A 20,510-nucleotide genomic window follows, 5' to 3' on the forward strand; every position below is an offset into this window, starting at 1 on the left:
GAGGCTAGAATCATATTCATATTTTGTCTCTTCACTGGAATCCCAACTAAACTTAAAACCTTAACTATTAACCAATGAGAAAACTCAACCCTAAAAGTAACCTCTTTGATCGGCGCCGGCTTATTAGAGGAATTATGACCGTTAAACTTATTGTATTCTTGGTATGTTTAATGTTTGTACAATCATCTGCTGCAATATATGCACAGAATGTCTCCCTGAAGTTCAAGAATGCACATCTGCAAAAGGTATTGGATGAAATACAAGAACAAACAGGACTAGAGCTACTATATAACAACACTTTGGTCAATAGGTCGAATAAAAAAGTGACCATTGATGTAACCAATCTACCTTACAAAAACGCATTAAAACAAGTCTTAGCAAATACTGATTTAACGTTTGAGATCAACAATCAAACGGTCGTTATTAAAAATGCAAGAGGCAATGCCATGAGTACCGATCGTAATGATAATCGCCTTCATGCCGCTAAGCAACAGTCAACGATTTCAGGTAAAGTTATCGACGACCAAAATAATCCCTTAAGTGGGGTAACAGTGTCAGTAAAAGGCACTAGCGTGGGAACTTCAACGGACAACGAAGGTAATTATAGCTTAAGTCTACCGACTACCGCACAAGTATTAGTGTTTTCTGCCATGGGATTTAACAGTCAAGAGCTCGCAATCAATTCCCAATCTATAATAAATGTTACTTTGGTAGGTCAAGTTGACAACCTTGATGAAGTTGTGGTTGTTGGTTATTCTACACAAAAGGTGCGTTACTTATCGAGCTCTGTCAGCACGATATCGGCTGAGAAATTAAAGGATGTAACCGCGAATGATCTTCCAAGTATGTTACAGGGTAAAGCACCGGGCGTTGTGGTTTCAACTGCTTCTGGAGACCCTTCAAGTACACCTCGCGTATTGATTAGAGGAGCAGGTACAATTTCAGCAAGTACTTCCCCATTAACTGTTGTTGACGGAAATATTGGAGGAACCTATAACCCAGCAGATATTGAATCGGTCTCTATTCTGAAAGACGTTGCAGCAACAGGGCTTTATGGTTCACGTGCCGCAAATGGAGTAATCATCATTAACACAAAGACCGGAAAGCCTGGACAAACTAAAGTTGAATTCAATAATTCTTTTGGAGTTGGAAATGCAACCACAGGTAGCTTCCGATTAATGAATTCACAAGAATTGTATGATTTTCAAAATACATTCTACAATCGTGATGCTAAGCTATTGGAAAATAACACGAATTGGTGGGATTTAGCATTTAGAACAAGCTATGTCAACAACCATAACTTATCGCTTTCTGGAGGTTCTGAAAAAGTACAATACTATACCTCGGGGGTGTTTTTTAAAGAACTTGGAACCCTGCAAGGAACAGGAAACACGGGATATAACTTCCGTAACAACTTGAATGTGCAGATCACTGATAAGTTTAAAGCGGCAGTCTATATTAATGGGCTTGTCAATAAGAACGATTTAGAAAATAGTAACACCATGTATGATGCTTACACAGGGTTACCATTTGACCCAGCATTTGATGCTGATGGAAATCCTACCGACGGCCGTTTTTATGAAGGCTGGACGGGAAGAGAAAAAGAAAACTTCTTACATTCTCTTCAGTACAACTATAATCGTTCGAAGAATTGGGAGGCAAGTGGAGATCTGAATCTAGACTATAATTTAAGTAGCAAGTTGACGCTTTCTAGTTACAATCGTATACAGTTGGGAAATGGCAGCTCTGCGAGTTATTATGATCGTCGAACAAAACAAGGAGGCGCTAATATAGGCGAGCTATACAACGGTACAGATGAGTATCGCAGATATTTGACCTCTAATCGTGTTCGCTACGCTGAACAGTTCGGCTTACATAACCTTGTGCTATTAGGTGCTGCGGAAGTAGAAACCACGACAACCGCTTGGGGGAATACTTCAGGAAAAGGTCTACCTGCAGGGAAAGATGTGATGTCTGTAGCAACTGGGATCTTGCAAAACCCTCGCGGTGCAAGAGATCAAGTCGGATTCCGAAAGTATCTTGCGCAAGCTGATTATAACTATAATGATCGATATTTCTTAATCGGGTCTTTCGTTAATGAATTCTCGTCGAAATTCGGAAAAAACAATTCTACCGCCAACTTTTATCAATTGGGAGCTTCGTGGGCACTATCGAATGAGGACTTCTTAAAGGACAATACAGTAATTACTTTCGCAAAAATTAGAGGTTCTTACGGTACTGTAGGGAATGCTGACGGTATTTCGAATTTTGGTGCGCGCGGTTTATACAGTATCACACAAGACGCGAGCTATTCTGGACTTCCAGGCGCTGCTCCTTATCAAAAGGGAAATCCAGATTTAAGTTGGGAGAAGATTGAGTCTGCCAATATTGGAGCAGACTTTTCGCTATGGAATCGTATATCTGTAAGCTTGGATATTTACGAAAAGAAAGCCAGCGAACTCTTGTATAGAAAACCCCTAGCAGCAACTACAGGCTATAGCTATGTTTGGGTCAATGCGGGATCGGTAAGAAATAGAGGTTTAGAATTTAATATCCTTTCACAGAATATTAAGAAAGAAAACTTCACTTGGGAAACTAGTTTTAACATGGCATTCAACCGAAATAAAGTGCTTGAACTAAGCGACGGAGCAGATGTTTTCAATCCTGGGGCTAGACAGCCAATTGCTGTAGGCTATGATATGGATGCATACAATTTCCCAATTTGGGCTGGTGTAGATCCAAATAATGGAGACCCTCTTTGGGAGAAAATAACAATAGATGGTAGTGGAAATCAGACTAAATCTACGACCAATAAGTATTCTGATGCAGCGTCTTCAGATTCTAGACAATTTACGGGTACCTCGGCCGCTCCAAAGTTTACCGGGGGAATGAACAATTCATTGACTTATAAAGATTTTACTTTATCGGCTTTCTTCAATTTTGTTTACGGTAATTATGTTTACAACGATACCAGAGCATATTTTGATAATGATGGTCTTTATGAGGCTTTCAATTCGATGGTCTTGCCAGATGGATGGACACGTTGGGAGAAGCCAGGTGATGTTGCGACACATCCTAAGCCAATCGTAGGCGGGAACAAAGAGTCAAATCAATCTTCATCGCGCTATTTAGAGGATGGTAGCTACTTACGTTTGCGTAATATCAAACTAGGCTATAATATTCCAACTTCGGTGATTTCTAAAATGAAGATATCTAAGGTACATGTGTTCGTTAGTGCAGATAACTTGTGGACTTTAACAAAGTTTTCTGGACCAGATCCAGAGGTTTCTTTGAGCCAAGTTGACTTAGCCTCAGGGATGTCCAGCTTTAAATATCCGGTAACGAAGCGTTTGCTTTTTGGTCTAAACTTAACCTTTTAATCTTAGAGAAATGAAAATATCATCAATATATCGTTCAATAACATTGATTGCATGCTTTATGTTATTGTTCTCCTGTGAGAAATATTACGACCCAACTGAATATATCGACGAGGAATCAGCATTAACGAATGAAGCCGATGTGGCAACAGCGACGATTGGGAGCTATGCGCTCTTAAAAAGTGAAGCCTATGTTCGTAGTGGACATTTTTTGATGGAGTATCCAGGAGATGCCGTAGCACAAGGACAGTCCTCTGGAGATGACTTGACACGCGCATACCGCTATAATCATATCAATACATCGGGGCACGCGACGAATTTTTGGTCGCAATCTTACAAAATTGTGGCAGCGGCTAACAAAGTCATTGAATTTGTGCCTGATGACGCATCTGCCGGTCTTCAACAATTAAAAGGGGAGAATCTGTTTCTACGAGCAATGGTTCACTTTTATCTTGTACGCGTATTTGGTCGACCATATCCGCAAGGAAATGGGGAAAATATGGGCGTACCAATCCTTAAAGAAGGATTAACGGATGAAGAAACAGCCGTTTTGACAAGAAACTCGGTAAAGGAAGTTTATAATTTTGTCATTACCGATTTATTGAAAGCGGCAGATTTAATGTCTGAGAATAAAAGTAATTCCTTTGGTTCGAAAGAGGTTGCTTATGCGCTTTTATCGCGAGTTTATCTTTATATGGAAGACAATGCGAATGCTATAAAATATGCTAACTTAGTAATCAATTCGGGTCGTTACTCTTTACTTGAAGGATCAGAATACCAAGGGTTCTTTAAGAGCTCTCCAGACAATAATAGAGAAACCATTTTCTGTATTCGACATACGAAAGTGGAAGATAGAGGGATGAGTTCCATTAACTCCATGTACTTCAGTGGCGATGTGGCAGGAAATCCACTAGGTCAAGGCGTTAGTGGATGGGCTGAGATCTATGCGTCGAAAAAATATTATGATCTCGTACAGAGCTATCCAAATGACTTGAGAAACTCTTTTATTACTCCTTTCTTAATCGATGGGAAGCTGCAATACAATCAAAAACTAACGCCCGTTACGCCAATGTATTATGTAAATAAATATGCATTACAGGAAGGGCAAATAAACTTAAGTTCACCGATATTCCTTCGACTTGCAGAAGTTTATCTAATACGTGCGGAGGCGCAAGCCAAACTAAGCAATACGGCAGCGGCATTAGCTGATGTCAATTTATTACGCCAACGAGCAGGGCTTAGTGGAGCAGCGATTCGTACGCTGAATAATCTGCAAACAGCAAATATGACCGTGATGGATGCCGTAATGGAAGAACGATACTTGGAGCTAGCATTTGAGGGACATCGAGCATATGACTTATTTAGAAATAATAGACCCATGGAGAGAAACTATCCAGGGACGCATTCTTTAAATAATACACCGACAACCAATATTACCCAGAAAGTATTACCTACCGACGCTCGCGTAGTATTTTATGTACCGCAGGCGGAAATAAATAGAAATAGTAATCTGAAACAAAATCCTTAATCAATAAACCTAAAACAATGACATTTTCAAGAAGAAAATTTATCAAAGCTGCTGGGCTAACCACCATGTCAGGAATTTTATTAAATCAATCTGGCATTGCGTCCGAGCGCGTATGGTCACTAAATAACAAAACATTAAAGATTGGGCTGATTGGATGCGGTGGTCGTGGCACTGCAGCAGCAATGGAAGCTCTTAATGCAGATCCAAATGTAATCTTGTATGCGATGGCTGACGCATTTCAAGATCATATTGATGAGTCTCACAAAACTCTAACGGAGAAGATGGGGCAAAAAATACAAGTGGCAAAAGAAAACAGATTTGTTGGATTAGATGCTTATCAAAAGCTTCTTGCGACAGATGTTGATGTTGTATTATTAGCTGCGCCACCAGCTTTTCGTCCGAGTCACTTGGAGGCAAGTGTAAATGCAGGTAAGCATGTATTCTGTGAGAAACCTTTCGCTGTTGACGCGCCTGGCTTACGTCGCGTTATTGCGGCTTCGAAGAAATCTAAAGAGAAAAACTTGGCCTTGGTTGCTGGATTCTGCTGGCGCTACCATTTGCCAAAAAGAGAAACATTTAGCCGTGTGTTAAATGGACAAATAGGAAAGGTCCTTTCTTCTGAGAGCACCTACAATACAGGCGAACTTTGGTATAAGGAAAGACAGGCGGGCTGGTCTGATTTTGAATATCAATTGAGAAACTGGCTTTACTACAATTGGTTATCTGGTGATCATATCATCGAGCAGGCTATACACAGTATTGATATGTTGCAATGGGCAATGGGCGATCAATTACCAATCCAGGTTACAGGATCAGGAGGACGCCAAAAAAGAACAGACCCTAAGTTTGGAAATATCTATGACCACTTCGCTTTGGTATACGAGTATCCTAACGGTTCGAAATCTTATTTCTCATCAAGGCAGCAAAGTAATACAGCGCCATCTTACATGGTCGAGCTGGTTGGTGATCAAGGAAAATGTTTAGTGGATTGTCGTACTGGAGAGCATAGCATTACTGGTAAGACACCTTGGAAATTTGCTGATGAAACCAAGTTTACGGATGAAAATGCTTATAAGAAATCCAATTCTAGAAGCATGTATCAACAAGAGCATGACGAGCTATTCGGCTCGATCAGAAAAAATAAACCAATTAATGATGGAGAATGGATGGTAAAGTCTAATTTAGTGGCATTAGCAGGTCGTATGGCAGCCTATTCTGGACAAACAGTGACTTTAGATGCAGCATTAGCATCCAATGAAACTTTAAGTCCGGCGGCATTTTCATGGGATTTGAAATATAATCTACCAATTGCGATACCAGGTATTGATACAAAAATCTAAATGATGAATAGAAAGAACTTTTTAAAATCCGCAGCACTATTAGCAGGGTCAACGTTCGTAGCACCACATCTTCAAGCAGCGGCTAGTGTGAATGTGGGCGGCATGCCTGTTGCGGGAAAGCTTAAGAAAGCCTTGGGCTTCGATATGATCAAGGAGGAACTCTCCTTGATCGATAAGTTTAAATTAGTAAAAGATTTAGGCTTCGACGGGATTGAATTCAATAGTCCAGTCGCTCATACAATTAAAGAACTTCTCCAAGCGAAATCCGCATCAGGAATAGAAATCCCATCCTTAGTGAACAAGGATCATTGGTCAAAACCATTGTCGGATCCTGATCCTGCAGTTCGCAAGTTTATTATCGACTCCGTATCGACTTCGCTACAAGAGGTGAAAGAATTAGGGGGCGATACAGTTTTAGTCGTACCTGGTGTTGTCAATGAGAAAGTATCGTATAAGACAGCTTATGCTAACGCGCAAGACTCTGTACGTAAGTTAATTCCTGCTGCCGAAAAAACAGGGATGAAGATTGCACTTGAGAATGTTTGGAATAACTTTTTATTGAGTCCACTAGAGGCTGCTCGCTTTGTTGATGAGATCAACCATCCATTGGTGGGTTGGTACTTTGATATCGGTAATGTGTTGCGCTATGGTTGGCCAGAACACTGGATTGAGGTGCTTGATAAGCGAATCTTCAAACTACACATCAAAGAATTTAGCCGTGAAAAAATGAATAACGAAGGTTTATATAAAGGCTTTAATGTGGAACTAACGGAGGGAGATATTAACTGGGCCTTAGTTATGAAGAAAGTACGTGAAGTCCAGTACAAAGGGCAATGGATAACTTCCGAAATTGCAGGCGGCGATAGGACAAGATTAAAAACCGTTGCCGAGCAAATGGACAAAATTATTAGCCTTTACTAAGCTTTCTTTATGCTGCGGTTTGTATATGCAGATTGATAGCGTTTGAAAGCATAAATAAGAACGGCTCTACACTTGCTGTATTCAAGAATCGCTAGTTGTGCATAACAAGCTAGCGAGAACTCGGATACAATGAGTATAGAGCCGTTTCATTTCTAAAGACCTTTTCCGTAAAGAATTCGTAAATTCATCCAATTATGAAAAGAATCTACCTCCTAAGTCTATTATTTTTGGGCTATTTTGCCAATGCTCAAGATGCCCTGAAAGAAAATTTTGAAAAAATATATCAAGAAGTTAACCTCCATGGAGAAGCTTATGATCGACTAAAGTATAGTACTGAAAAGATTGGGCACCGACTTACCGGGTCGAAAAATGGAAAGAAAGCGGAAACCTATGTACATGATTTACTGAAATCCTACGGTTTTCAAGTTTCATATCAGCCTTTTACAGCACAGGCCTGGTCCCGAAAGTCATTAAAGCTACATTTTAACAAACAAGAAATTCCATCAGTTTCCTTGGCACATGCGCCTGTTAGATCTAAAATTGAAGCAGAGCTCGTTGATCTGGGAAATGGATTGGAGGCTGACTATGAGCGTATTGGTGATAAAGTAAAGGGTAAGATTGCACTAGTCTTTTTACATATCCTTCCGAATTCAGGTCAAGGCTTAAAAAACCTGCACCGCTCTGAAAAAACTGCGCTAGCTGAGAAATATGGTGCTGCAGGAATCATATTTATCAACAGTGTGAAAGGCAATGTTTTACTGACTGGTACAGCATCTATTACTGGAAAACTTATCGATATCCCCGCAATTTGTATTGGTTTTGAAGAGGGTATGAAATGGAAAGAAAAACTCGCTAGTGAATCAATCGTCGCGGCAATAGATATGAAGAATAAAGCCGGGGAAGCAACAGCGCGTAATGTGTTGGTTCATATACCAGGAAGCAGTCTTGCTAAGGAGAAAATCGTTATTGGCGGACATCTTGATAGCTGGGATTTAGCCACAGGCGCTGTGGATAATGGCATTGGTTCTTTTGCTGTCATAGATATCGCTAGAGCTTTTAAAAAGCTAGCTCTAAATAGTAAACGCTCTATAGACTTTGTGTTGTTTATGGGCGAGGAACAGGGACTATTGGGGTCTAAAGCTTATGTAGATGATGCAATAAAATCCGGCACTATCGATCAAATTAAATACATGATTAATCTGGATATGATCAATGCACCAACAGGCTTCGTAACGACAAGAAAAGAAATGAAAGGACTTATGGATGAATGGGGCGCGTTGTATGGACAAGTTGATGCATTATTCAAGAATGAGAATGCTGTTGCCGCTGGACTGCATAGTGACCATCAGCCCTTTATGTTACAGGGTATTCCGACGGCGACAGGCCGCGGAGGAGCTTTGCCGAATAATGCGGGGATGTATTATCATTCCAATAGAGATGTATTTGGACTCGTTGAAAAAGCTGGCTTATTACAAACTACACGTGTAGCCGCTATTTTACTATATGCACTAGCTAATGCAGATGAAATTCCAGCATCTAAACTTTCCGATAATGCTATAAAGCAATTTCTTGACGATAATGGAATGAAAGAGCCTTTACAGATTTCCGGTGAATGGCGCTGGGGACAGGATTAATCCTGATCTTCTTCGGAATCGTAAGCTTTTACAAGTTCTTTAAATCTTTTCCAAGTTGCTTGCTGAATTGGAGAATTGAAACTCATAGAAAGGTCAATTTCTCCAATTTTCTCCTCTATATATTCTTTTCTATCACTAGGAGATGGGTGTGTGGAAGCCCAAGTAAGGTCCAAATCGCCAGTTAAATAAACGTCGAATAATTCCATCACATGCGTTAAGCTGTGCGGGTTTACTTTTGCTTTATTCAAATAAACAACCGCCTGTTCATCAGCTTCGCGTTCCAGGTTCCGGCTGAAAGCCTGTCCGGTAAGAAAATTAGTCATGTTTGAAGCTCCCGATCCGGACAATAGTAAGTCTAATCCAAACTTGGTAATCAATGACTTCATGACGTGTTTCTTCTCACAATGCGCTAACTCGTGGGCTAAAATAGCTGATACGTAGTTTGCACTGTCAAGGAAGTTAATTATTGTAGTTAATACGATTTGTTTATCGGGTAATGCAAAGGCATTCACCTGCGCATCTTGAAGGACTAACACCTTATAACCCTTGCGCGAAATACCGTTTTTTGCCAATAAAGGATGGAAAATAGAGTCTACGATACGATTGATACTATCGTTTTTAATCAAGGACATACTGGATTCCAGGTCATCTAAAACCAATTTTCCTAAGCGCTTTTCTAATTTTTCTTGCTTCTCATCGACTTCAAAAATACGACTCCAATTTATTTGAGATAATCCCAAATACAATATTCCGATTGATAGGACGAGTAGCAGAAGTTTACCTATGATTTTCATTTCTAAACAAGTTATCAGTGATGTCCCCAAACAAGAACCAACGCACATGAATGCCTTTACGTGTCTGAATTGACGTGTAAATCGTTGAAAAAATTTCTATGATATTGATGAAAATAACGATACCGATATAGGAAACGTAACGATTGAAGTCAGCATCGCTTAAAAACTCCTCTTGCCAAAAAATAATTCGAATAGTCCACCAAAAGGCAACAGTATTGAAGAAAAAGATGAATAATTGAGAGATTAGCGCCTGCGTACAATGCCATTTCACAAAGGCTGTAGATTTCCTATTCCCCAAGTAGAAAATGACGGTTGCTAAAAGATTGAAAATGGGAAGAGGGAGGCCTACGAAAAGTGCAAATAGTGACATAAGGTAGCTATTAGAGGCATATTCGCGTTCATCTGCTGTAACCGCTCTAGGAGAGAAGTTTATAGTCCTTTCGAGATGTTCCATATCCAGTTCAACAAAATTAGAAGGATTAAAATAGCACTTAAAATCCGCTGGGTTTGCAAAAATTGTTCAATCCAACGGTAAGTACGAAAGAAATAGTCTTTTCGAAAAATCAAATCAATCGACATGAGTAAGATAATTCCGACCGCGATCAGCACAGCGACTAAACCGAGCGGATTAATGAGTAATGCCTGATTGATATCCCCTTGCAGAAGGCTTTTCACAGATCTTGTTGTGCCGCATGATGGACATGGATAGCCAGTGACCTGCTTTATGGGGCATAACGTAGCATCTATTGGACTATGATAGTCGAAGTAGAGCCAGACAAAACCAAAAAAACAAATTACACCTGTAATGAGATATAGTTTGTTTTTTGCTGATATGCGATTTAGTAGCTCAATGACGTTACTAATTTTTCGAAGTTCTTATTTTTAGTAGCACCCATGATTAAGAAGTAATCGATGATTGCCCAAATACCAAAGCCGCCACAGGTTAATAACTTACCAATACCAAGGCCTGTATCGCCAATCATAAAGCGGTCAATTCCTAATGGTCCAGCCAAAAGTGAGACGATAAGTACTGTTGTGGGATCTTTATATTGTTGAACTTGTACGTTCGTAAATTTGCTATCGTCAGCTTTTAAAAGCATTTCCTTGATCTCCATTAGATGATAAGATTCAAAAAACTTGTTTTGAGACATCAGAAACATGTCGACTTTTTGGCTTTCCATTATTTTTAATAGTTTATAGTGTTAGTAAATAAAAAATCCATTTATTCTATTAAGATAAATGGATTTTTTTTTAAAATTACAAAAAACTTTAATTTTTGATAAGTTTTTTGTGCTTGCGTTTACTAATTTTTTCAATATTGACTTCCTGTGGTACCTTTACGTAGTATCCCGTTCCATCATATTCACGTTTGCGTGGATGCGTTTTACAGGCATCCGAACAACAACCATCCAATTCCCATCCACATTCATCACATTGCGTGAAATGCTCATTACAAACCGGATTGGCACAGTTAATCATTTTTGAAGTGGTCTTTCCACAGTTTCTACAAGTGGAAATAATCTCCGGATTCACGGAGTTTACTTCAACCGTTACTCGGTTGTCGAAAACATAACATTTGCCTTCGAAATCCTTTCCGCCGGCCTCTTTACCGTATTTGATGATACCGCCGTGAAGTTGATAAACATCCTCAAAACCTTCTTTTAAAAGTAATGCTGACGCTTTTTCACATTTGATACCTCCAGTACAATACGTTAGGATCTTTTTGCCTTTATACTGTTCAAGTTCTTTTACTTTTTCAGGAAACTCACGGAAGTTTTCAATATCTAATGTTACAGCATTCTTAAAACGGCCAACAGAGTGTTCATAGTTGGAACGAACGTCCAAAATCACCACATCTTCATCGTCTTTCATTTTCATGAAATCCTGAGGTTCTAAGTGTTTTCCCGTTTGTTTATTCGGATCGATTATTTTGGGATCTCTCAAGCCAGAGTGTACAATCTCTTCTTTATAACGACAGTGCATTTTAATGAACGATAGTTCTTCGACATCGTCAATTTTAAATTCTGTTTTTGCGAATCTAGGATCAGCGTGTACAGCATCCATATAGGCCTTACAAGACTCAGGTGCTCCAGAAACGGTTCCATTTAAGCCTTCGTCAGCAACGATAATACGACCTACAAGATTCAGGGATTTACAAAAATTTAAATGATCGTCAGCAAATTGTTCTGCATTTTCGATCGGGCTGTAACAGTAGTACAGCAGAGTTTGATATTTTGCCATATATTCATTGATACCGCTGCAAACGGCGTTTAATGTTAAAAATTCTATGCAAAGATAAGGAAATCGGGAAAATAAAAATTGATGCTAATCACTTTTTAATTAATGGACGTAACAAATATTCAAGACCATTAACTTTGATTTCATAGAGACTGGCTAATTGGATGCCCAATTTTCCCGGCGGAAAGCCCTTCTTTTTAAACCATACTAAATAAGGCTCAGGCAAATTACATAGGAGATACCCCTGATATTTTCCAAAGGGCATCTTGCTGTTTGCTAATTCTATCAGCATTTCAGGGCGAAAGAAATCAGTCTCTTGTTTTGCCATTTTTTAATCGATATAACATCAAGCGGAATGCGATGACGCCGTGGTTGAACAAATTAGGTAAAAAGCCGTAGTATCTCTTGAAAATCTCGTATCGCTCTTTCAAGCTCTGTTTATGGCGTTGTTGTGACATGCCACCGACTAGGTATTTTGCGACATAACCTCTGACGTTGACGATTTTCTTAGCTTTTTTCGCTGCACGAATAACCCAGTCAATATCGGAGCTCAGTTTATATTGTAAATCATAGGGTTCTGCAATGTCCCTTTTTACGTAAATAGCCTGATGACAGACGTTCATCCCATATTTAAAAGAAGTCCAGTCAAAATGTTCTGGACAAGCATGGCGACGATCACCTATGATTTGTCGATCTTCATTTACCAATTTCGTTTCGCCATAATAGATGTCGGCATCGCTTGCTGAATTAAAAACTTTGGTCAATGTGTCTGTCGCAAAAAGCTCATCTCCCGAGTTCAGGAACAAGACGTAGTCGCCTGTTGCGGCATGGAGTCCTTTGTTCATGGCGTCGTAAATACCATTGTCCTTTTCTGAGATTAGTACTTGAATATGCGCTTTATATTCTTCAATAATCGCTAAAGTTCCATCACTTGAAAGTCCATCAACAATGATATATTCAATATTTGAATAATCTTGCTTTGCAACCGATTCTAGGGTATAACGTATATCCCGAACATTATTGTAAACAATCGTAATTATGGAAATTTTTGGATTCTTCTCCAGCATGATTTTTCCCGAGTTTCAAAGTACAAAAGTAACGATTATTGATGGATTGTATGAATTTCTTGAATCTCAAAAATAAACTGAATCTGTAATTCTGATTCGGACATTGCTTGTACCTCGTTCGAGGAAAGACCAATAAGTACCGAAGCTGAACAGTACATGGCTCCTGCTCGTGTCGAAAGGGTAGGAAGATATTCTTATAACAACAATTTTCGTTTTTGCGATATTTTTTTAAGTTTGTGTTGTGGTTTTTATCATCTGATAATATGCCGCTCGGGACGAAAAACGTTACTTTTCTTAACCAATTACTGATTTTAGCTACATGCGTTATTATTTCCTGCTATTTGTCTGTTGTGTGTTTTTCAATTCTTGTCGTTCATCAGGCAATGAGGTTCGAATCTCTGTCGAGCATTTAAATCTGGATTCTGTTGGACTACAGTTATCGCATTATATGACTGGCCAGGAGATTCTTGACACCATGATTCCTGTGGCGGATTACGTTGCGGTATCGGGACTTCCGGCGGATATGTATATCGTCACCTTACGCTGGCCTAGAACCTATATTCCGCATCACTATTTGAAAAATCGCAGCTTTCAGGATGGTTTAGGGACACAGTATATGGTCAACAAAACGTTTTATATCGATTCGGAACAGCAGCCGGAATATAAATTTTCATTCGATCATGGACTTCAGGTTGAAGAAATTGAAATGAATGAAGTAGGGGAAGTTAATATCGATTACGGTGCCTGTGAAAATTGTAAAATTGCGGATCGGTATTGGAAAGTTTATACCGATTTCTTGAACCGAAAGGATTCTGCCATTACTAAATTGAGTGAAAACTATTATAGCGCATTAGCAAAGAAAGATACATCGAGTAGACGCCAATATCAGCAGATTGAAGCTTATAAGTCGGATGTCAATACGGATGATCTATTTTTGAATCAATTTGATCAGCTAACTTCTTCCTACTCGAACAATCCCGTGAGTAGTTTTTTCGTTTATTTCCAATCGAATATGGATTCGAAAAACAACCGTTATCGGGCTAATTTTGAACAGTTAAAAGGAGATGCTGTTTCCTCTCCTTATTATCAAAAGATCGCTGAAAAGCAGCGTGATAAATAATTTATAGCACTATTTCTTACTTATCAGATACTATTTGTAACCTATTACGGTTATTACTAAAGTTAAACCTGCAATTGGATGCCCTCATTAAAAAAGACCATTTTAAAATACTTTCCGATCGATAAGTTTTTATTTTCTAGATCCTATTCACAAGAAGGCGAGGATATGTTAATCCGTAGTTTCTATGAGACTCGGAAGCACTACAAGGGCTACTTTGTTGACGTAGGTGCGCATCATCCCTACCGCTTTTCGAATACCATGTTCTTTTATAAGCAGGGTTGGCGGGGTATCAATATAGAGCCTTCTCCGGATGCGATGAAATGGTTTCGTTGGTTTCGTCGTCGCGATGTGAATTTAAACATCGGAATCAGTGCGAGCCCGCAGGAGTTAACCTATTATTGTTTTAATGAGCCGGCATTAAATGGTTTCTCTAAGGAGATATCTGAGAAGAGAGATGGACTTAACCAAAAGTATCATTTGGTGAACAGCATCCCTGTCCCAACCTTACCACTTGCAGAGGTGTTGGACAAGCATTTGCCGAAAGGGCAGGAGATTGATTTTCTATCCATCGATGCCGAAGGGTTCGATTTCATCGTTTTACAATCGAATGATTGGGAACGCTATAGGCCGATATTTGTGTTGGTAGAAGAAGAGTTGAGTATTAAGGATTTGAGCCAATCGGCAGTCTATCGTTTTCTAAACGAAAAAGGTTATGAGTTGGCGGGTAAAACCAAGCGAACCTTAGTGTTCAAACGGGCCGACACACTTTAACGTAATCCCTTTTTTGCCTTCCTTTGATTTATTTTTTTCTCTATATACCGCGCTAATCTTTCAAAGAAAGTACCTTTTCTATTTTTATAAAAGTGTTTGATAGCTGACAGTGCAATCGGATCTTCTTCCACAATACTTGGATATTTGCGTATCGTTGTTTTGGCGAGTTGAACTTTATATACTTGATCCACATCTGAATGCGTACCGGATCCGTCGGTGCCGGTGTTTTGGATGTAAGAATTTCGCGGATATAATACCATCCCTTGGTGGTTGAACACAGATAAATACCAACGTATAGCCCAGGAATTGATTTTCCCTGCCTTAAATTGTTTTACCTGTTTCCAGAAGTTTTCGGTGTGATCTACGCTAAATGCCTTAATGTCGCGACGTTTAAGATTCTTTGTTAGCTCTTCAATATCGGGATTGAAATGTTTCCAGGCGCGATCCCATGTTGCCCAACCCCAACTGCTTGCGACGCGAAAGAAAAAGGATTCGGGTAATGCTTTGGGATTTTCTACAGGATACATGTAGCCCGCGATTTGCATCACCTTGTCGTTTTCTGCATATTGGTTAAGTGCACTATTGAAATAGGTCAACGCGAAGCGAGACGTTTCCAAGTCGTCTTCAAGCACAATAATACGTCCATGTTTCTGCACAACTTGTGTTACTCCATCGATAACACTACTGGCCAGACCTTTATTTTGACCACGTTCGATTATATAAATATGCTTGAATTTCCAAGGTTCACGAATGATTGCACGTACGGTATTAACATCGTCAATATCGTCTGCAGTTTTCGCGGCATCCGAAAAGATGTATATTTCAGACTGATCGGCAAGTCTATTCGCCTCTAGGGCTAATAAAGTTTTACGAGTGTGAACGGGTCTGTTATAAACAAATAATGCGATTGGTGCTAACATGAAGGGCTTTACGTTCTTTATTGTTCAAAGATATGGTTTAATCTAACAATGCTTATGTATATTGGCATTTTTTATATGCTGTACAAATATCTTTCCTAAATTTGATGAGTTTTAATATTCATGAGCGATAATACAAAAAACATCACCCTTAACGGCTTGTTCTGGAATGCACTAGATCGTTTCGGGAACCAAATCATAGTAACGATAGTCACGATCATCACATCGCGGATATTGAATGAAGAAGACTTTGGTGTCATTGGTGTATTAATGATTTTTTCGACCATTGCGACGGCTTTTGTTGATAGTGGATTAGCGACTTCGCTCGTGCGTTCCAAGAAAGTAGATGAATTGGACTACTCCACTATGTTTGTTTTTAATTTGTTGGTCAGCGTATTTTTCTACCTCATCCTGTTCTTTTCGGCGCCTTATATTGAAGACTACTATGGTATTCCCAATTTAGCCTTATATGCGCGCGTATTGTTTCTACAGCTTTTAATACACGCTTTTGGTATAGTACAATATGTTAAGATATTAAAGAATTTTCAGTTTAATGTGACGGCACGCATCAACGTGCTGGCTATCCTATTCTCGGGCATTATTGTGGTCATTCTTGCTTTAACTGGTTTTGGTGTTTGGGCTTTATTGTTGCAGACCGTATTGTATACCCTGTTTAGAACGGCGATGTTATGGTATTGGGGAAACTGGAAAGTGAGTATGCAGGTCTCTATGGCATCGTTAAAACATCATTCTTCATTCTCGCTCTCTTTTATGGTTGCGAATATGATGGGGAAAGCATTGTCTCCGCTATATTATTCATTTATTGGCAAGCATTTTAGTATTCGAGAGACTGGTTATTACTATACTGGAAATAAATGGGGCGAGACTCCCGGCATGATGATTTCCGCAATTATTCAAGGGACGACACTCTCGACTTTAACACCTATCCAGGATGATTATCCTCGTTTTTTAAATGCGTGTAGAAAAGCGATGTCTTCCTTGGCGTTTGTTTTATTGCCGGTTAGTATGTTGGCAATTGCTGTTGCAAAGCCGGGGTTCAGTTATTTCTTAACGGAAAAGTGGCTTCCTTCTGTTGAGTATTTTCAATGGTTATGCTTTGCGGGTTTCTTTATATCTTTTGCCGATATGAATGTCAACTTCCTAAACATTAAAGGAAGGTCAAAATATGCTTTAGGGTTAGAGATTGCCAAGTTTTTATTGGCAGTAATCGCCTTGCTATTAACTTATTCGCATGGCATTATCTACATTGTTTACGGGCAAGTTGTGGTTCGAGTATTAATTTATATTGCAACGACGCTGATGAGCGGAAAGGTCTATGGATATAATTTGCGGTCGCAGATTATAGATTTAGGACCTTCGTTTTTGATTAGTTTATTCGCTGCTTTGATTGCTTATTTACCGCTATATTTTCAGCTTATTTCGCACGATTTGCTGCTCATCATTTGTCAAAGCCTTATATTCGTAATCATTTATATTGGAGTTAATCACCTGATTCGTCAAAATATATGGATGGAAATACTGGGGATGATAAAAAAGAAATTAGCTAAATAGTTTTCATGAATTTTGTTGCAAAAGGAAATTGGGTTGGATACCAAACTGTGTTTTATAATGAGACCACAGGCGATTATGGGTTGAATATCAACGATGTGATTGACTATGCAAATCTAGAAATAGACTTGCAAGGTTTGGCGGCCTATCTAGATTTTGGTTATTCTGTTTTCGGACATACCCCTGTAAAGGGCGTAAAATTTCTGCTCCCTAACCAATCTTTATATTTTTCTGACGGAAAACTATTGGTTCATGAATCCGAGGATACCATCTCCAATCAATTGGGTAAAAAGACTCACGAAGAGGATGTGCTTCATATGATTCATCAGCGTGTGAACAATTGGGCCAATGGCTTCTCGGAGAACATCTTAATTCCGACAAGTGGAGGCTTCGATTCGCGATTAATGAATGTCATGATTGACGATAAATCACGAATTCACGCCTATACGTATGGTACATCATTTAATCAAGGGGCATCCCGCGAGTCTGTTTATGCAAGTTTGCTAGCTGAGCGATTGGGGACAAAATGGAGTCGAGTTCCCTTGGGGAAATTTAATCTGTATATGGATGATTGGTATTCCCAATTTGGACCCGCCGTTGCGGCTTCTGGTACTTACCATATCGAATTCTATCATAAAATTCGGGAGCAGGAGCGTCAAGCGAAAATGGGCTTACTCAGTGGGATTATCGGGGATGCCTGGGCTGGAGCAGTAAAGGTTCCAGAGATTCAGTCAGCATCAGCGTATCGCACTTTAGGATATACACATGGTATGAGTGCCGATTCAAAGCTGGCGATGGATGTCGATTATACAGGTCTAGCGGAAGCATTATTTGATAAACAAAAGGAGGATCTCAAGAGTGCTGATTTTCGGATAGTTACCGCTATGCGGACTAAGATGATGATGTTACAGTATTTAATCGCTGTGCCGTCGCATATGGGCTTTCCTGGCTATTCTCCCTTCGTCGAGGAAGATATTGCACTAGCGATGCTCAACTTGCCCGTAGAGCGTAAGAATGAGCGTGCTTGGCAGCGTGATTATTTTAGAAAGCATAATTTACTTTTCGAAGAAGAAAAGCATAAATATACCTATCAGAATTCTTTGAACTATTATGCTTTAGTTCATGAGACCTTGGAACCGTTAGATGTTTCACTTCTGCGGGAGGTGATAAAGCCTGAATATTTGGATTGGGTAAATCAGCGTATCTTGCATATTGGTGCTAAAGAACGCGTGTTTCAGACGCTTATGCATACGCCAAAAGTGAAAGGCGTGCTGAAATTATTGGGCGCTAGAAATGGATTATTAGCTGCTTATTTTGCGTATATCACGCTTAAACCGATTGAAACTTTATTGAAGAAAAGAAATGCCAGCATCTCATAATCATCGATTTTTATTTGTAGGGGACGCTGTGTTGCAGACCGAACCGGATTTGTCAGAAGAACTGAAAGGTTTGCTGTTTTCAGCGGATATTCGTTCGTGTAATGTTGAGGCACCATTGAAGGGCTTTGGTAAAGCAATTCATAAAACTGGTCCTTTGGTTGCTCAAAATCCATTGGCGGCTGACTGGTTAATTTCTTCTGGTTTTAATCTCTTCCCGATGGCTAACAATCATATTTGTGATTATGGTGTTGAAGGGCTGTTGCATACCATGGAAGCTTTCCCTGCCGATGCCACTTTAGGTGTGGGAACGGAGGAAGATGCTTACGATATGCTCGTTTGCGTATTTGATGACGTTAAGTATGGTTTTGTAGCTTATGGTGAGAACGGTTATGGTGCCATTAATGGAGATCGCGATGCCGGACATGCCTGGGTAAATAGTCCACGAGTCCAAGACGATTTACAACGTTATAAGAAAGAGGTAGATGTTCTGATTGTTCAGGTACATGCAGGCGTAGAATTATTGGACGTTCCAATCCCGGAATGGCGCGCTAGATATCGTCGGCTAATTGACCTAGGTGCTGATGCAGTGATCTGCCATCACCCGCATGTAATGCAGGGGATTGAAGAATACAAGGGAAAACTAATTTGTTATAGCTTAGGGAACTTCTATTTTGATTATCCGAGTAATCATCCGCAATGGAATTTGGGTGCGGTATTAACGTTAGACTTTCAAAATAAGGAACGAGTATCTTATGATTTTCGAGTAGTCAAAAAAACCGGAAGTCGATTGACCATGGAAGATGAGGCAGTTTCAGCGATGTGGTTGAAAAACTTAAATGAGAAACTGAATTCGAGTGCTTATATTGATTATGTAAATCAAGCGGCTGTTCGTGATTGGGAACAGCATCATGCAGGTTATTATGCGAAACCTTTCAATGGATTGGCGAAATATAGTTTAAAGAATCTATTGAAGCATACGAAACGTGTATTGTTCAATAAAAGCATTGATTATAACATGATTTGGCATAACATGTTTATTGAAAGCAACAAATGGCTCGTTGAAAGAGCCATTCGATATAAGTTTAATCAAGAACAAGGTAAGGATTAAATTACGGTGACTTGGTTTCTAAATTCTTTTAAACTAGGGTGACTTGGGTCTAAATCGGTAATCAAGTAATTGATATCACGTAAAGGAGCAACGCGCATTTTTTGATTCGAATTTAACTTTTCAACAATACTCAAAACGCCTAGTTTCTTTGAGCATTTAATCATTGCTTTCTTGATTTGTACAACTTCCCAATCCGAATCGGTAATACCCTCCTCAACCGATAAACTGTTGGTTCCTAATAAGCATAAATCAACTTTGATTTCTGACAAAGCATTGATTACTTGTGATCCGGAAACAATGTTTGTATTTCGTGAAAGATGTCCACCCAATAAAATAACCTCTAAATTTTCTTTCTCAGCAAGTTCTAGCGCTACTAGGGGACTGATTGCAAAGAAGGTACATTGGATGTCTTTTGGCATAAGACGTGCCAATTCAATCATGCTCGTGCCTCCACCTACTAAAATAGTCATGCCGCTTTGAATCAATGAAATGGCTTTGCTTGCAATCTCTTTTTTCGCCTCTTTTGCATAAACATTATTCTCTTGAAAAGGATAATGAAAAGATTTGGAAAGTGCACCGCCGTATACTTTTAAGACCTGGCCACTCTCTGCCAACTCATTTAAATCCCTACGGATTGTATCCTCCGAAACGTTAAGTTGAACACTTAGATCAGACGAAAGTACTTTATTGTGTAAATTGATTTGATGGATAATAAAAGCCTGTCTCTCTTCTTTTAACATAACTTAT

19 protein-coding genes are annotated in these 20,510 nt (G+C 39.4%); 10 read left to right on the forward strand and 9 right to left on the reverse strand.

Going from position 1 to position 20,510, the window contains the following annotated elements; all coding sequences use genetic code 11:
- Positions 1-74: 74 nt before the first annotated feature.
- From GFH32_RS01485 to GFH32_RS01505, 5 genes are all read left to right on the forward strand, one after another.
- Positions 75-3,380 (forward strand): SusC/RagA family TonB-linked outer membrane protein, encoded by a 3,306-nt coding sequence (locus tag GFH32_RS01485; protein WP_153509395.1) that lies wholly within the window; start codon positions 75-77, stop codon positions 3,378-3,380.
- A 10-nt stretch (positions 3,381-3,390) separates the two neighbouring features.
- Positions 3,391-4,905 carry a RagB/SusD family nutrient uptake outer membrane protein gene (locus GFH32_RS01490; protein ID WP_153509396.1) on the forward strand — a complete coding sequence of 505 codons (1,515 nt, stop codon included), beginning with the start codon at positions 3,391-3,393 and terminating at the stop codon, positions 4,903-4,905.
- Positions 4,906-4,922: 17 nt separating this feature from the next.
- Complete coding sequence (locus GFH32_RS01495; protein WP_153509397.1) at positions 4,923-6,245, forward strand: Gfo/Idh/MocA family protein; 1,323 nt, start codon at positions 4,923-4,925, stop codon at positions 6,243-6,245.
- The gene (locus GFH32_RS01500; RefSeq protein WP_202111260.1) at positions 6,246-7,166 is read left to right on the forward strand and encodes a sugar phosphate isomerase/epimerase family protein; all 921 of its coding nucleotides are present in this window, start codon (positions 6,246-6,248) and stop codon (positions 7,164-7,166) included.
- A 194-nt stretch (positions 7,167-7,360) separates the two neighbouring features.
- Entirely contained in the window at positions 7,361-8,800 is a 1,440-nt protein-coding gene (locus GFH32_RS01505; RefSeq protein ID WP_153509398.1) for a M28 family peptidase, read from the forward strand.
- Here the strand turns inward: GFH32_RS01505 and GFH32_RS01510 are convergent.
- The 7 genes from GFH32_RS01510 to GFH32_RS01540 form a co-directional block, all read right to left on the reverse strand.
- Positions 8,797-9,594: a M48 family metallopeptidase gene (locus tag GFH32_RS01510; RefSeq protein ID WP_160366871.1), complete on the reverse strand. Its 798-nt coding sequence runs from the start codon at positions 9,592-9,594 to the stop codon at positions 8,797-8,799. The genes GFH32_RS01505 and GFH32_RS01510 overlap by 4 nt on opposite strands.
- Positions 9,578-10,048: a DUF4870 domain-containing protein gene (locus GFH32_RS01515; protein ID WP_153509400.1), complete on the reverse strand. Its 471-nt coding sequence runs from the start codon at positions 10,046-10,048 to the stop codon at positions 9,578-9,580. The genes GFH32_RS01510 and GFH32_RS01515 overlap by 17 nt, the downstream gene beginning before the upstream one ends.
- Positions 10,024-10,458, reverse strand: a complete 435-nt coding sequence (locus tag GFH32_RS01520; RefSeq protein WP_153509401.1) for a DUF2752 domain-containing protein — start codon at positions 10,456-10,458, stop codon at positions 10,024-10,026. Before GFH32_RS01520 ends, GFH32_RS01515 begins: the two co-directional genes overlap by 25 nt.
- Positions 10,434-10,775 carry a TM2 domain-containing protein gene (locus tag GFH32_RS01525; RefSeq protein WP_153509402.1) on the reverse strand — a complete coding sequence of 114 codons (342 nt, stop codon included), beginning with the start codon at positions 10,773-10,775 and terminating at the stop codon, positions 10,434-10,436. The genes GFH32_RS01520 and GFH32_RS01525 overlap by 25 nt, the downstream gene beginning before the upstream one ends.
- A gap of 88 nt (positions 10,776-10,863) precedes the next feature.
- Positions 10,864-11,835 carry an oxygen-dependent tRNA uridine(34) hydroxylase TrhO gene (trhO, locus tag GFH32_RS01530; RefSeq protein WP_153509403.1) on the reverse strand — a complete coding sequence of 324 codons (972 nt, stop codon included), beginning with the start codon at positions 11,833-11,835 and terminating at the stop codon, positions 10,864-10,866.
- Positions 11,836-11,923: 88 nt separating this feature from the next.
- The gene (locus tag GFH32_RS01535) at positions 11,924-12,160 is read right to left on the reverse strand and encodes a DUF3820 family protein (RefSeq protein WP_153509404.1); all 237 of its coding nucleotides are present in this window, start codon (positions 12,158-12,160) and stop codon (positions 11,924-11,926) included.
- On the reverse strand, positions 12,141-12,899 hold the full coding sequence (locus GFH32_RS01540) for a glycosyltransferase family 2 protein (protein WP_153509405.1): 759 nt from the start codon (positions 12,897-12,899) through the stop codon (positions 12,141-12,143). The genes GFH32_RS01535 and GFH32_RS01540 overlap by 20 nt, the downstream gene beginning before the upstream one ends.
- Positions 12,900-13,218: 319 nt before the next feature.
- Between GFH32_RS01540 and GFH32_RS01545 the strand changes: the two genes are divergently transcribed.
- Both GFH32_RS01545 and GFH32_RS01550 read left to right on the forward strand, forming a co-directional pair.
- Positions 13,219-14,019, forward strand: coding sequence for a hypothetical protein (locus GFH32_RS01545; RefSeq protein ID WP_153509406.1), 801 nt, complete (start codon positions 13,219-13,221; stop codon positions 14,017-14,019).
- Positions 14,020-14,097: 78 nt separating this feature from the next.
- Positions 14,098-14,790 (forward strand): FkbM family methyltransferase, encoded by a 693-nt coding sequence (locus tag GFH32_RS01550; RefSeq protein ID WP_202111261.1) that lies wholly within the window; start codon positions 14,098-14,100, stop codon positions 14,788-14,790.
- On the opposite strand, the gene GFH32_RS01555 is transcribed toward GFH32_RS01550, so the two are convergent.
- The gene (locus GFH32_RS01555) at positions 14,787-15,710 is read right to left on the reverse strand and encodes a glycosyltransferase family protein (protein ID WP_153509407.1); all 924 of its coding nucleotides are present in this window, start codon (positions 15,708-15,710) and stop codon (positions 14,787-14,789) included. The two genes, GFH32_RS01550 and GFH32_RS01555, sit on opposite strands and share 4 nt — an antisense overlap.
- Positions 15,711-15,830: 120 nt before the next feature.
- Between GFH32_RS01555 and GFH32_RS01560 the strand changes: the two genes are divergently transcribed.
- The 3 genes from GFH32_RS01560 to GFH32_RS01570 are packed head-to-tail and all read left to right on the forward strand — an operon-like array spanning position 15,831 to position 19,763.
- The gene (locus GFH32_RS01560) at positions 15,831-17,279 is read left to right on the forward strand and encodes a lipopolysaccharide biosynthesis protein (RefSeq protein ID WP_153509408.1); all 1,449 of its coding nucleotides are present in this window, start codon (positions 15,831-15,833) and stop codon (positions 17,277-17,279) included.
- A gap of 5 nt (positions 17,280-17,284) precedes the next feature.
- Positions 17,285-18,655, forward strand: coding sequence for an asparagine synthetase B family protein (locus GFH32_RS01565; RefSeq protein ID WP_153509409.1), 1,371 nt, complete (start codon positions 17,285-17,287; stop codon positions 18,653-18,655).
- Complete coding sequence (locus GFH32_RS01570; RefSeq protein ID WP_153509410.1) at positions 18,639-19,763, forward strand: CapA family protein; 1,125 nt, start codon at positions 18,639-18,641, stop codon at positions 19,761-19,763. Before GFH32_RS01565 ends, GFH32_RS01570 begins: the two co-directional genes overlap by 17 nt.
- Here GFH32_RS01570 and GFH32_RS01575 read toward each other — a convergent pair.
- A complete protein-coding gene (locus GFH32_RS01575) occupies positions 19,760-20,503 on the reverse strand; it encodes a DeoR/GlpR family DNA-binding transcription regulator (RefSeq protein ID WP_153509411.1) in 744 nt (247 codons plus the stop codon). The two genes, GFH32_RS01570 and GFH32_RS01575, sit on opposite strands and share 4 nt — an antisense overlap.
- Positions 20,504-20,510: the final 7 nt, after the last annotated feature.

The sequence above is a fragment of the Sphingobacteruim zhuxiongii genome (assembly GCF_009557615.1).
Taxonomy (GTDB): Bacteria; Bacteroidota; Bacteroidia; order Sphingobacteriales; family Sphingobacteriaceae; genus Sphingobacterium; species Sphingobacterium zhuxiongii.